The sequence below is a fragment of the Lentzea sp. NPDC042327 genome, from assembly GCF_040647275.1.
In the GTDB taxonomy this organism is placed as follows: Bacteria; Actinomycetota; Actinomycetes; order Mycobacteriales; family Pseudonocardiaceae; genus Lentzea.
In genome coordinates, this window is sequence record NZ_JBEZBX010000016.1 from 181,669 (window position 1) to 194,618 (window position 12,950).

Consider the following 12,950-nt stretch of genomic DNA (forward strand, 5'->3'; position numbering starts at 1 on the left):
ACCTGAAGATCGTGCCAGGGAGCTGGACAGTCCACATCAGACGGTCAGTCCGCCGGTGCCTTCACGGCCGTGGCCAGCTGGGTCAGGTACCGCTTGGTGATCCGGCCGCCGTAGCGGGTGTCGATGAGCCTGCCGATGCCGGCGACCAGCTCGTCGCGGGTGGGCAGCGTGATGTGGTTCGAGTACGTGAGCAGCAGGTCGACGTAGGTTTCCGCGGTGTAGTCGCGCTCCCACTCGTACCTGCGGAACTCCGGCGGCTCGAAGAACGGGCTGTCGTCGAGCTCGAACGGCACGGTGCCGGCCGCCGGCTGCCGGAAGCCCTGCGGCGTGCCCGGGTCCCAGCGCTCGTAGAGCTCCTGCACGTCGGCGAAGAACTGCTCGGTGCCGCCCGCGACGTGGTGCGTGGAGATCACGGCGAGCGTTCCGCCGTTCCGCAACGCGCGTGCGCACCGGGCCATGCGGGTGTCCGGGTCCAGCCAGTGGAACGCCGTCGCGGACACCACGAGGTCGAACTCCCCGTCCGGCTCCCACTCGTCGAAGTCCGCCACCACGACGTGCGCGCGCGGCGCGTGGGTGCGGGCGATCGCGGCGAGGTCCGGGCTCAGCTCCACGGCGGTCACGGAACCGAGCGCGGTCAGCGGCAGCGTGGCCTGGCCGGTGCCAGGGCCGATCTCCAGGACGCGGTCGCCGTGCAGCGCGGCGAAGAGCTCGGCGGGGTAGGTCGGACGGGCCCGGTGGTAGCGGGCCGCGTCCGTGCCGAAGGTGGCGCGCAGGCGCTCGCGTTCGGTCATGCGCCGAGCTCGAGCTCGCGCGAGGGCAGCGCGTCGATCCCCTTCCGGGCGAAGTCGGTCCACGTCCGCCGCACGACCGCGGCCAGCGCCGGGTCCGGCTCCTGCCCGGCCAGCATGCCCGCGCCCCTCCAGGCGTCCGGGTCGAACAGGAACGGCAGCTCCATGCAGTGGCAGGCCCCCAGCGGAGCGCCCTCCGGCCGCCAGCGGAAGTCGTAGGTGGCGGCCTGGCCACCGGCCTTGGCCCAGTCGGCGGCCAGCCGGCGCGCGGGGCCCGCGAAGACGAGCTCGGTGGCGACGGCCCAGGCCTCCGGGTGGTTCGCGACGTACGGGCTGCCGTCGTCCCGCGTGTGTCCGACGAGCAGCTCCACCCGCGGCGCCACCGCGGTCAGGTCGGGCTCGCCCGGTAGCTCCGGACCGAACGGCATGCTGCCCGACGGCGTGAACCTCGGCCCCAGCTCGGCGGTGACGCGCTGCTGGGCGGCCAGCACGTCCGCCACGGGGGTGCCGGCGTCGACGGAGGCGGAGACGTGTTCGCGCAGCGCCGCCGTCATGGCCGGGCGGTCGGGGCTGCGGGTGCCCAGCGGCGCGCTCTGCAGGATCGCGCGCTGGAACAGGCCCTCGGTGTCGGTGAGCAGCAGCGCGTACACGGAGTCAGCGCCCGCGGACTGGCCGAACGCGGTCACGTTCGCCGGGTCGCCACCGAACTCCGCGATGGTGTCGCGCACCCACCGCAACGCCGCCAGCTGGTCCAGCAGCCCCAGGTCGTCCCGCAGGTAACCGAAGATCCCGAGCCGGTAGCTGACGCTCACGACCACGACGCCCTGCGCGGCCAAGAGCCCTGCGTCGTACTTCGCCGACTCGCCGCTGCCGGTCACGTACGCGCCGCCGTGGAACCACACCATCACCGGCAGGCCGTCGGCGTCGGCCGGTGCCGTCACGCTCAGCACCTGGCAGTGCTCGTCGAACGACAGCCCCTCGACCGAGTTGCCGACCACCGCGGCCAGCGCCGACGGCGACTGCGGGCAGGCTGGCCCGCGGCGGGTGTCGTCCACCACGCCGTCCCAGGTGAGCGGCTCTGGCGCGGCGAACCGGGCCGCCGTCGCGTAACGGATCGCACGTGCCCGCACGAGGCCTTCCGCAGTGTTCAGCACGTCCCCGATGGTAGGCGCGGGTGGTCAACTCCACAGCCTCCCGAGTGGGCGCGACCGGCCTGCCCGGAGCACGATGGACCGGTTGGACCACGAGGCAGAGGAGGAACCCAGGTGCGGGCTACGACGATCTACGGCACCCGTGACATCCGCGTCGAGGAGGTGCCCGACGCGCGCGTCCAGGAGCCGGGTGACGTCGTCGTCCGGGTCGAGCTCGCCTGCATCTGCGGCAGCGACCTGTGGGCGTACCGGGGTGTCGCCAAGCGCGAGAGCGGGCAGCGGATCGGCCACGAGTTCCTCGGCGTCGTCGAGGAGATCGGCGCGGACGTGCGCAGCGTCCAGGCCGGCGACCGGGTCATCGCGCCGTTCGTGTGGAGCGACGGCACCTGCGCCTACTGCCAGGCCGGGTTGCAGACGTCGTGCCTCAACGGCGGGTTCTGGGGCGGCAAGGGCAGCGACGGCGGCCAGGGCGAGGCCGTGCGGGTGCCGCAGGCCGACGGCACGCTGGTGCGCGTCCCGGCCGACGCGCCGGCGGAGCTGCTGCCCGCGTTCCTGAGCCTGAGCGACGTCATGGGCACCGGGCACCACGCGGCACTGGGCGCGGGCGTGCAACCCGGCAGCACCGTCGCGGTCGTCGGTGACGGCGCCGTGGGCCTGTGCGGTGTGCTCGCGGCCAAGCGCCTCGGCGCCGAGCGGATCATCGCGCTGGGCCGCCACGAGGACCGCGCCAAGATCGCGACCCTGTTCGGCGCGACCGACCAGGTGGCCGAACGCGGTGACGCCGCCGTCGAGCGGATCAAGGAGATGACCGGCGGGCTCGGGGCGGCCGCGGTGCTGGAGTGCGTGGGCACGGAGCAGTCGTGGCAGACCGCCATGGGCATCGTGCGCGACGGCGGCCGCATCGGGTACGTCGGCGTGCCGCACGAGATGCCGGGGCTGCCGCTGGGCAAGCTGTTCGGCCGCAACATCGCCATCGGCGGCGGCGTCGCACCCGCGCGCGCCTACCTGCCCGAGCTGCTCGCCGACGTGCTCGCCGGGCGGATCGACCCCGGTCCCGTGTTCGACCGGACGGTCGCGCTCGCCGACGTCGCCCAGGGCTACCAGGCGATGGACGAGCGGACCGCCCTCAAGGTCATCGTCAAGCCGTGACTCACGGCGCCGGCGTCCGCGCGGCGGCGGTGAGCACGTAGTCCTCGGCGCGCACGCGCTTCGTCCGCATCCAGTACCGCCAGGTGAAGCCCGGCCACACGGTGCGGTTGACGCCCTGCGCGTCGAGGTACCAGCTCTTGCAGCCGCCCTGGGTCCACACGCCCTTGGTCAGCTTGCCCTGGATCTCGCGGTTGAACTCCTGCTGGGCCTCCCGCCGCACGTCCAGCTCCGCCGCGCGGTGCCGGTCGAGGAGCCGGAGGCACTGCGAGATGTACCGGATCTGCGACTCGATCATGAACACGACCGAGTTGTGCCCGAGTCCGGTGTTGGGGCCCAGCAGGAAGAACAGGTTGGGGAAGCCGGACACCGTGATGCCGTAGTAGGTCTCGATGCCCTGCTCGCGCCACTTCTTGGCGAGGTCGACCCCGCCCTTGCCCTGGATGTCCAGGTAGTCGAACGAGTCGACGACGTGGAACCCGGTGCCGTAGATGATGGCGTCGACCTCGTGCTCGACGCCCGCGCTGTCCACGACGGACCTCTCGCGCACCTCGGAGATCTTGTCCGTCACCAGGTCCACGTTGGACCGCGACAGCGCGGGGTAGTAGTCGTTGGAGATCAGCACGCGCTTGCAGCCCATGGTGTAGTCGGGCTTCAGCGCCTTGCGCAGCTGCGGGTCCGGCACCTGCTTCTTCAGGTGCCGCACCGCGATGCCCTGCGCGAACTGCATGATCTTCGGGTTGACCGCGAAGCCCAGCGCCGACGACTCGCGGGTCCAGTAGACGAAGTCGCGGTAGAGCCGCTGCGTGAACGGCAGGGCGCGGAACAGCTTCCGCTCCCAGCCGGTGATCTCGCGGTCGGCCTTGGGCATGATCCACGGCGGGGTGCGCTGGAAGACCTTGAGCGACCCGACCTGCCCGGCGATCTTCGGCACGAACTGGATCGCCGACGCGCCCGTGCCGACGACGGCGACCCGCTTGCCGGTCAGGTCGTAGTCGTGGTCCCACTGCGCGCTGTGGAACGTCTTGCCGGTGAAGTTCTCGATGCCCGGCAGCTCGGGGACGTTCGGGATGTGCAGCGCGCCGACGCCCGCGACCAGCGCCGTGGCGGTGTAGGTGTCGCCCTGCTCGGTGGTGACGTGCCAGCGCTTGGCCTCGTCGTCCCACCGCGCGCCGGAGACCTTGGTGTTGAAGCGGATGTGCGGTCGCAGCCGGTGCTTGTCGGCGACCTTGCGCAGGTACTCCCAGATCTCGCCCTGCTGGGCGAACATCCGCGACCACCCCGGGTTCAGCTCGAACGAGAACGAGTACATGTGCGACGGCACGTCGCACGCGCAACCGGGGTAGGAGTTGTCCCGCCACGTGCCACCGAGGTCGCTCGCCTTTTCGAGGACCACGAAGTCGTGCTCACCGCGGCGCTTCAGCTCGACGGCCATCCCGAGGCCGGAGAAGCCGGTGCCGATGACGAGCACTTTCGTCTCTCGGTGCATGGGGACACCCTCCCACTCGCTTGGCTACTTCGCAGTAGGTTACTCGAAGTAAGTTACGAGCGGTAGACTCCATTCGTGACCGCTCCAGCGCCACGGCGCCGCATGCCCAGGGCGCAGCGCATGGCCCAGATGCTCACCGTCGCCGAGGAGGTCTTCGCGGAGCAGGGCTACCTCGCCACCTCCATGGACGAGATCGCCGAACGCTGCGGCGTCTCCAAGCCGATGATCTACGAGTACTTCGGGTCCAAGGAGGGCCTGCTGATCGGCTGCATCCACCGGGCGCGCGCCGAGCTGCGGGAGAAGACGGCCGCGGCCATCGCGGGCGCGCAGGACCCCGAGCAGTTCCTGCGGCTGGGGCTGCTCGCGTTCTTCGAGTTCATCGTCGACCACCAGCGGTCCTGGGCCCTGCTGCGGCAGGAGGCGGCGATCGCGGTGCCGTCGGCGCAGGAGGAGGTCGAGGGCATCCGGCAGCAGCAGACGGACATGATCGGGTCCGTGCTGGTGTCGTTCGCGCCGGAGATCGACCCGCTGGAGGCGGAGGCGTTCGCGGAGATCGTCGTCGGCGCGTGCGAACGGCTCGCCGTGTGGTGCGAGCGCAGGCCCGGTGTGGGACCCGCGCTCGCGACCGACTACGTGATGGCCGTGGTCTGGCCGGGCGTCGCCGACCGGCTCACGAAGCTGCCTTGACCCGTTCCGCGCGCATCTGCGTGACGGCGGGCAGGTCCAGCGGCGCCACCTTCGTGCCGGTGGCCCACTCGATCAGCATGTCGGCGAGCTGCGGGTTGCGCGGCAGCACCGGGCCGTGCAGGTAGGTGCAGACGATCCGGCCCTGCACCGCGCCCTCGACGCTGCCGTCGTTGCCGGTGCCGACCTTCACGTGCGCCAGCGGACGCGCGGACGGGCCCAGCACCGTGCGGCCCTGGTGGTTCTCGAACCCGGTCAGCACACCGGAGAACAGGCCGTCCGCCGGCTCGGCCAGCACCTCGCCGATGGCACGGCTGCCCCCGGCGTGCGAGGTCGAGTCGATCAGGCCCATGCCGGGGTGCGTCACGTTGTCGGCGCGGGTGAAGCTCTCGCCGAAGATCTGGATGCCCGCGCACACCCCGAGCACCACGGCGCCCTTCGTGACGGCGCGCTGCAGACCGGGGTGCTCGCGCAGGTGCTTCACCGCGAGCGTCTGCGCGGTGTCCTCGCCACCGCCGACGACGTAGATGTCGCACGAGTCCGGCACCGGCTGGCCGTAGTTGATCGGCACGACCTCGGCCTTGATCCCGCGCCACGCCATGCGCTTCTCCAGCACGACGGCGTTGCCGAAGTCCCCGTAGGTGCCGAGGAGGTCCGGCAGCACGAGGGCGATCTGGACGGTCGACTCACTCATCAGCGGCAGCCCTGGCATTCAAGTCGCGGAACGCGGTGTAGTTGGCGATGACCTCGACCGCGCCGGCGGGCAGCTGGTCGAGGGCCCTCAGCGGGTCTTTGACGATCGTGTGCTCGACCTCGGCGTACGTCAGGCGCACGGCCAGGTCGCTGGCGCGCTCACCGGACGCGATCACCTGGCGGCCGCGCAGCTTCTCGAACGGGACGTCCCACAGCCAGCTCAGGTCGCGGCCGTCGGCCTCCTGGGCGTTGATGACCAGGACGGCCGGGTGGTGCGCCTCCCTGACCACGGTGAGCGTCTCGCTCCAGCCCGCCGGGTTCTTGCTCAGCAGCAGCCGCGCACTGCGGCCGTTGCGCTGGATCGTGCGGTACCGGCCGCTGACGTTGCTCACGCCACGCAAACGGCGCACCGCCTCGTCGACCGGCACACCGAGCGTGTGCGCGGCCGCCGTGGCCATGACGGCGTTCGCCTGGTTGAACTTGCCCGGCAGCGTCAGCCGCAGCTCCAGCTTCCGGTGCTCCGGCGTGATCATGGCCTCGTCGGCGGTGATCCACGTCGGGTGCGGCCGCGCCAGGTCGCAGTTCGTGCAGTGCCAGTGCTCGCCCTGCCAGCGGATCGGGTCACCGCACCGCGGGCAGCTCGCGCTGTCGTGGTGCCAGCTCGTGCCGGTGGCGACCCAGACGACGTTCTTCGCGTCCCTCGCCGCACTGGTCACCATCACGTCGTCGCAGTTGGCGACGATCACGCAGTTCTGCAGCCCGGCGATCGTGTCGCGGATGCTGCGCTCGATCGTGCGCACCTCACCGACCCGGTCGAGCTGGTCGCGGCTGAGGTTCAGGATCACCGCGACCGCCGGGTTGCTGGCACCGGCGACGGCGGGGAAGTACCCCTCGTCGCACTCCAGCACGGCGTACGGGGCGTCCGGCTGCTTCGACAGCGCCGTCACGTGCCCGTCTGGCATGTTCGCGCCGCTGTGGTTGGTGGCGACCTCACCCAGCGCCGTGACGGCCCTGGCCAGCATCATCGTGCTGGTCGTCTTGCCGTTCGTGCCGGTGACCACGGCGACCCTGCGGCCGGCGGTCAGGCGGTTCAACGCCTGGGGGTCGAGCTTGAGGGCGACTCGGCCGCCGATCATGCCACCTGCGCCGAGACCCATCTTCTGGGACAGCGTGGAGCTCAGGTTGCCCAGCTTCACGGCGGCTGCGGTGCGCAGGGGGAGGCGGGCGGGGGAATCGTTCACCCCGGCGATGCTACCGGCGTGGGCGGGTAACCCTTCGTGGGCGGTGGTTTCGGTGGTGTGAACGGGGTTCGGTACAACGGTGGGTGCTGTTCCCGCGGCTCCGCCCGCGTTCCCCGCGACCGTTCTAACGGGACATCGACCGCAGCGTGCGGATCAGCTCCACCGCCGGCAGTTGGCAGAGCTGCGCCATGTTCTCCACCGCCGCCAGGTCGAGGTGCACCTCCGGTGACGCCCCGGGAGGCAGCACGTGCAGGCGCCCGGCCGCCCACCGGCGCAGTGGCGCGAGGCGGGGGTTGTCCGTGGCGGCGACCAGGGACAGGTTCAGGGTCAGGTGACCTGCCGGCGTGTCGCCGAAGAAGCGTTCGTGCACGCGGGCCAGCACCTCGTGCGCGGGCACGTCGAGTGCGTGGCAGATCTCGACCAGGCGCACGACCGAGCACTGGCGGGTGCCCAGCTCGTACGTCGCCAGGGTCTGCAGGGAGATCTCCGTCTGCAAGCGCTTGTTCAGTTCTTTCCTGGTCCAGCCGCGCTGCTTGCGAAGGCTGCGGATCTCGTCACCGAGCACGCGTTGGTACGCGGCTGTGTCGATCGGTCCTGTCGCAGTCGTCACCGGTTTCCTCCACCCCATGAGCGGGTCTCACGCTGATGGAAGGCGCCGATGCTTCGCCGCTTACGCAACTTACGGCCAACATCCCCCGAACGGGGTAAAGAACTCTACTCTGAGTATCAGTTCACGCAGCGCACGCCGTCCGCGGAGATGGGGGCAGGGGGCGGGGCGGGCTGCTGGCGGGCGCCGTCCAGTGCGAGCAGCGGGGTGCCGGTGAAGCCCTGCGAGCCGGGACCGGAGTAGTCCGCGCCGAGGAACACGCGGACGCGGCCGGCGGGGAGGTCGCCGTCCTCCTCGGTGTCGATGCCGCCCAAGACCTGCTGGACGGCCTTGCCGGCCGCCTCGCCGCCCTGGGGGTAGCGGACGACGGACGTGGCCAGCGCGGCGGCGTTGCCGGTCTGGCCGCCGACGAAGCCCTTCGTGACGAGGGACTGCAGGACCGTGGCCGCGAGGCCGGGCTGGCCGGAGGCGTTGCGGACGTCGACCGTGACGGTGGCGTTGTCGAAGGTCGGGTCGGGGACGTCGGCGGCGTCCGGGGTCTTGCCGAGGTTCTTCACGAACTTGCGGACCTCGTTCTCCTTCACCTCGACCGCGCTGCCGTCCTCGGGGGTCTGCAGGTCGGGGTTGCCGGTCGGGATGGTCTGGAACGTCATGTTCCCGCCGGTCATGTCCTTCATCTGCAACGCGAACCTCGTGATGTCCCAGCCGTCGTCGAGCACGATCGCGCCGGACACGGCCTTGATCATGTCGTTGCGCTTGGTGCTGTCGGCCAGCACGCCCGCGGAGAGCATCTTCTTCGCCAGACCGGCCATGAACACCTGCTGGCGGACGACGCGGTCGAGGTCGCCCATGGGCAGGCCGTGGCGCTGGCGGACGAACGCCAGCGCGTTCTTGCCCTCGATGGTCTGCGGGCCTGCCTTGAAGTTCGCGCCGGAGAAGCTGTCGCGGACGTTCGAGTTCAGGCACACGTCGATGCCGCCGATGGCCTTGGTGATCTCGTAGAAGCCGACCAGGTTGACCTCGGCGTAGTGGTCGATCTTCACGTCGGTCAGGTTCTGGATGGTCTCGATGAGGTTGTTCGCGCCGGCCTTGCGCGACTCCATCTCGACCTCGGGGCCGCTCTTGCCGCTGCCCTTGAGCTTCTCGGCGGCCTGGTTCTTGGCGTAGCCGTAGGCGGAGTTGATCTTGTGGCGGCCGAAGCCGCCCGCGATCTTCACGTAGGAGTCGCGCGGGAACGACACCGCGAAGGCCTTGCCGCTGTCGTTCGGGATGTGCAGCAGGATCAGCGTGTCGGTGTTGAACCCGCCGTCGTCGCTGCCGCCCGCCTGCAGCTCGTTCAGGACGTTCTGCGGCAGCGGGTTGCCCTTGGAGTCGGTGCGGCTGTCCATGCCGACGAGCAGGATGTCGATCGCGCCGTCGGCGGGCTTCTCCCCGGCGTCGGCGAGGTTCAGGTCCTGCTTGGTGAGGCCGTCGGTCAACGAGGTGAGGTTCTGCCACGCGATGCCGGTGACCAGCAGGACCGTCGCCGACAGCATGCTGATGAAGATCCTGGCGCCGGTCGACGCACCGCGCTGGGCCGCGCTCGGGCGGCGGGCGGCGGCGGGACGCGGGCGCTGGGCAGGGCGCTGCGGCGGCTTGGCGGCGGGCGCGGCGGTCTTCGCCGGGGTCGTGCGGACGGTGGGGCGGTCGGCCACCGGACGTGGGCGCGGGCCGGACGACGAGGCGCGGGCGGGCACACGGCGCGGCTCCGCGCGGCCCGCTGGCTCGCCGCGGCTGTCCGACGTGCCGCGACGGGGCGGTTCCACGCGCCTGGGCGGCTCCCGGCGCGGCGGTTCCTGGCGCTTCGGCTGGTCCGACCGGCGCGGGTCCCTGCGGGGCGGCTCCGAGCCGCGCGGCGGGTCCTGAGGACGGCGGGGCTGCCCCGACGGCGGACGCGGGGTGGCGCTGGGTCGCCGAGGAGACCCGTTCGGCTCTCCTGGCCGCGGCGGCCGGTTGTCCACACCCACTCCTCTCGGCACGTGCGGGTACCCCAAGTAGACGTGGTGACTCCCCACTTGGTTGTGCGTAGCGTGACACAGTGGGGAAGACCACCCGATCCAGGCCCCGTGACCAGGGGTTTTGTCCGCTTCGTAGACTGGCCGCCGTGTTGACGATGCAGGACGCGCTGCTCGCGCTGACCAAGTACTGGACCGAACGGGGCTGCCTCGTCGTGCAGCCCTTCAACACCGAGGTCGGAGCCGGGACGCTGAACCCGGCGACCGTGCTCCGGGTGCTCGGTCCCGAGCCGTGGCGCGTCGCGTACGTGGAGCCGTCCGTGCGGCCCGACGACGCCCGTTACGGCGAGAACCCGAACCGGCTGCAGACCCACACCCAGTTCCAGGTGATCCTCAAGCCCGACCCCGGCAACCCGCAGGAGCTCTACCTGGGCTCGCTGGAGGCGCTGGGCATCGACGTGCGGGCCCACGACGTGCGGTTCGTCGAGGACAACTGGGCCTCGCCCGCACTGGGCGCGTGGGGCCTGGGCTGGGAGGTCTGGCTCGACGGCCTGGAGATCACCCAGTTCACCTACTTCCAGCAGGCCGGCGGCATGACGCTGGACCCGGTGTCGGTGGAGATCACCTACGGCATCGAGCGGATCATGATGGCGCTGCAGGGCGTCGACCACTTCAAGAAGATCGCCTACGCGCCCGGCATCTCCTACGGCGAGGCGTTCGGCCAGTCCGAGTACGAGATGTCGCGGTACTACCTCGACGACGCGGACGTGGAGGCGAACAAGCGCCTCTTCGAGGAGTTCGCGGCCGAGGCGCGCCGGATGCTCGACGCCCGCCTGCCCGTGCCGGCGCACAGCTTCGTGCTGAAGTGCTCGCACATCTTCAACGTGCTCGACGCGCGCGGTTCGATCTCCACGACCGAGCGCGCGCGTGCGTTCGGCCGGATGCGCGGGCTGGCCCGCGAGGTCGCCGCGCTGTGGGCGGAGCGGCGCGAGGAGCTCGGCCACCCGCTGGGCCTCGCCGAGACCCTGGCCCCCGCCGCCGCGCCGACGTCGTTCGCCGACGTGACCGAGCCGGCGACGCTGCTGTTCGAGATCGGCACGGAGGAGCTGCCGCCGGCCGAGGTGCTGCGGACCGTGGACGCGGTGCGCGCCGGTGTGACGGCGAAGCTCGGTGCGACCCGCCTGACGCACGGCGAGGTGACCGTGCACGGCACGCCGCGCCGGATCGTCGTGCTGGTGCCCGAGGTGTCGCCGCGGGAGCCGGACGCCGAGCGCACGGTGCGCGGCCCGCGGGTCTCCGCCGCGTTCGACGCCGACGGCAACCCGACGAAGGCCGTGCAGGGCTTCGCCCGCGGCCAGGGCGTCGACGTCGCCGCGCTGGGCCGGGTCGAGGAGAACGGCGTCGAGTTCGTGGCGCTCACCAGGACCGATGCCGGCCGCGGTGCCGTCGAGGTGCTCAGCGGGCTGCTCGGTGAGGTCATCTCCGACCTGCGCGCCGAGAAGAACATGAAGTGGAACGACCCGAAGCTGTCGTTCACCCGCCCGATCCGCTGGCTGCTCGCGCTGCTCGGCACCACGCCGGTGCCGGTCGCGGTGTCGGCGCTGGCCTCCGGCACGGTCACCCGCGTGCACCGCACGGCCGACGCGCCGGTGGTCGAGGTGTCCGCCGCGGACGGTTACCCGGAGTTCCTGTCCTCGCACGGCATCCAGGTCGACGCGCAGGCCCGCGCCGAGGCCATCGTGGCCGCCGCGCAGGAGCTCGCCGCGTCCGCCGGCGGGGTCGCGGAGGTCGACGGCCTGCTGGACGAGGTGACGAACCTGGTCGAGTGGCCGACGCCGATCCTCGGCTCGTTCGAGGAGCGGTACCTGGAGCTGCCCGGCCAGATCCTCACCACGGTCATGCGCAAGCACCAGCGGTACCTGCCGGTCCGCACCGCCGACGGCGCGCTGCTGCCGCACTTCGTGGCCGTGGCGAACGGGTCGGTGGACGCCGACCTGGTCCGCGCGGGCAACGAGGCCGTGCTGCGCGCCCGGTACGAGGACGCGGCGTTCTTCTGGCGCGCCGACCTCAAGACGCCGCTGGAGGAGATGAAGGCGGGGCTGGCGAAGCTCACGTTCGCGGACAAGCTCGGCTCGATGGCCGACCGCGCCGGCCGCATCGCCGCACTGGCCGGCCGGTTCGCCGGTGTGGTCGAGGTCGACCGCGAGACGCTGGAGCGCGCGGGGCAGCTCGCGAAGTTCGACCTCGGCTCGCAGATGGTGATCGAGCTGTCGTCGCTCGCCGGTGTGATGGCGAAGGAGTACGCGGTGCGGGCGGGGGAGACCCCCGAGGTCGCGCAGGCGTTGTGGGAGATGGAGCTGCCGCGGTCGGCCGGTGACGCGCTGCCGTCGTCGGTGCCGGGTGCGCTGCTGTCGCTCGCTGACCGGTTCGACCTGCTCGCGGGCCTCTTCGGCATCGGGGCGCAGCCGACCGGCTCGTCCGACCCGTTCGGGCTCCGGCGGGCGGCGCTGGGCGCGGTGAGCGTGCTGCGCGCGTTCCCCGACCTGCGCGCGATCACGCTGACGAAGGCGCTGTCGCTCGCCGCGGAGGGGCTCGAGGTGCCGGCCGAGGCGCTGGAGACGGCACGGGAGTTCGCCGTCCGCCGCTACGAGCAGGCGCTGCTCGACGCGGGCCACGAGCACCGGTTCGTGCAGGCGGTGCTGCCGCTGGCCGACTCGCCGGTCCTCGCCGACGAGACGCTCGCGCAGCTGGAGTCGCTGGCGGGCGACGAGTCCTTCGACGCACTCGCGGCCGCGTTGCAGCGGGTGCGCCGGATCGTGCCCGCGGACGTGGCGCCGTCCTACGACGCCGCGGTGCTGGCCGAGCCGGCGGAAGTGGCGCTGCACAAGGCGTTCGACGGTGTGACCAAGGACGTTGCCGGTCTCGCGGCGTTCGTGGCGGCGGCCGGGGAGCTGACCGGGCCGATCAACACGTTCTTCGACGAGGTGCTCGTGATGGCCGAGGACGCGGACGTGAAGGCGGCCCGCCTGGGGCTGCTGGCGTCCATCCGCGACTTCGCGGCGCCGGTGCTCGACTGGACCCAGCTCTAGGAAGTGGCGGGGGGGGGTTAACCCCCCCCAAAACTGCGGGGTGGTTTGGTTGCGCCCGCGCCCGCGCC

Annotated in this window: 10 protein-coding genes; 3 read left to right on the forward strand and 7 right to left on the reverse strand. The window is 71.7% G+C overall.

Going from position 1 to position 12,950, the window contains the following annotated elements:
- Positions 1-44 precede the first annotated feature (44 nt).
- Complete coding sequence (locus AB0A63_RS33255) at positions 45-791, reverse strand: class I SAM-dependent methyltransferase (protein ID WP_360398236.1); 747 nt, start codon at positions 789-791, stop codon at positions 45-47.
- Positions 788-1,942 (reverse strand): carboxylesterase family protein, encoded by a 1,155-nt coding sequence (locus AB0A63_RS33260; protein WP_360398238.1) that lies wholly within the window; start codon positions 1,940-1,942, stop codon positions 788-790. Before AB0A63_RS33260 ends, AB0A63_RS33255 begins: the two co-directional genes overlap by 4 nt.
- Positions 1,943-2,053: 111 nt before the next feature.
- On the opposite strand from AB0A63_RS33260, the gene AB0A63_RS33265 reads away from it, so the two are divergent.
- On the forward strand, positions 2,054-3,088 hold the full coding sequence (locus tag AB0A63_RS33265; protein WP_360398240.1) for a zinc-dependent alcohol dehydrogenase family protein: 1,035 nt from the start codon (positions 2,054-2,056) through the stop codon (positions 3,086-3,088).
- 1 nt (position 3,089) lies between these two features.
- Here AB0A63_RS33265 and AB0A63_RS33270 read toward each other — a convergent pair whose 3' ends face one another.
- Entirely contained in the window at positions 3,090-4,574 is a 1,485-nt protein-coding gene (locus AB0A63_RS33270) for an NAD(P)/FAD-dependent oxidoreductase (protein WP_360398242.1), read from the reverse strand.
- 75 nt (positions 4,575-4,649) lie between these two features.
- Between AB0A63_RS33270 and AB0A63_RS33275 the strand changes: the two genes are divergently transcribed.
- Positions 4,650-5,261: a TetR/AcrR family transcriptional regulator gene (locus AB0A63_RS33275; protein ID WP_360398244.1), complete on the forward strand. Its 612-nt coding sequence runs from the start codon at positions 4,650-4,652 to the stop codon at positions 5,259-5,261.
- On the opposite strand, the gene AB0A63_RS33280 is transcribed toward AB0A63_RS33275, so the two are convergent.
- From AB0A63_RS33280 to AB0A63_RS33295, 4 genes are all read right to left on the reverse strand, one after another.
- Positions 5,245-5,952: a glutamine amidotransferase gene (locus AB0A63_RS33280; RefSeq protein WP_360398246.1), complete on the reverse strand. Its 708-nt coding sequence runs from the start codon at positions 5,950-5,952 to the stop codon at positions 5,245-5,247. The genes AB0A63_RS33275 and AB0A63_RS33280 overlap by 17 nt on opposite strands.
- Positions 5,945-7,192, reverse strand: coding sequence for a MurT ligase domain-containing protein (locus tag AB0A63_RS33285; protein WP_360398248.1), 1,248 nt, complete (start codon positions 7,190-7,192; stop codon positions 5,945-5,947). The genes AB0A63_RS33280 and AB0A63_RS33285 overlap by 8 nt, the downstream gene beginning before the upstream one ends.
- Positions 7,193-7,316: 124 nt before the next feature.
- Complete coding sequence (locus AB0A63_RS33290; RefSeq protein WP_360398250.1) at positions 7,317-7,802, reverse strand: helix-turn-helix transcriptional regulator; 486 nt, start codon at positions 7,800-7,802, stop codon at positions 7,317-7,319.
- A 116-nt stretch (positions 7,803-7,918) separates the two neighbouring features.
- Positions 7,919-9,604 carry an LCP family protein gene (locus tag AB0A63_RS33295; RefSeq protein WP_360398252.1) on the reverse strand — a complete coding sequence of 562 codons (1,686 nt, stop codon included), beginning with the start codon at positions 9,602-9,604 and terminating at the stop codon, positions 7,919-7,921.
- Between the two features lie 347 nt (positions 9,605-9,951).
- Between AB0A63_RS33295 and AB0A63_RS33300 the strand changes: the two genes are divergently transcribed.
- A complete protein-coding gene (locus AB0A63_RS33300) occupies positions 9,952-12,882 on the forward strand; it encodes a glycine--tRNA ligase (RefSeq protein ID WP_360398272.1) in 2,931 nt (976 codons plus the stop codon).
- The last annotated feature ends 68 nt before the right edge of the window (positions 12,883-12,950 follow it).

Bases quoted from the DNA above. Each gene is read 5' to 3' on its own strand.
- AB0A63_RS33255 (WP_360398236.1), bottom strand. From the start codon at position 791: ATGACCGAACGCGAGCGCCTGCGCGCCACCTTCGGCACGGACGCGGCC.
- AB0A63_RS33270 (WP_360398242.1), bottom strand. From the start codon at position 4,574: ATGCACCGAGAGACGAAAGTGCTCGTCATCGGCACCGGCTTCTCCGGC.
- AB0A63_RS33280 (WP_360398246.1), bottom strand. From the start codon at position 5,952: ATGAGTGAGTCGACCGTCCAGATCGCCCTCGTGCTGCCGGACCTCCTC.
- AB0A63_RS33300 (WP_360398272.1), top strand. From the start codon at position 9,952: ATGCAGGACGCGCTGCTCGCGCTGACCAAGTACTGGACCGAACGGGGC.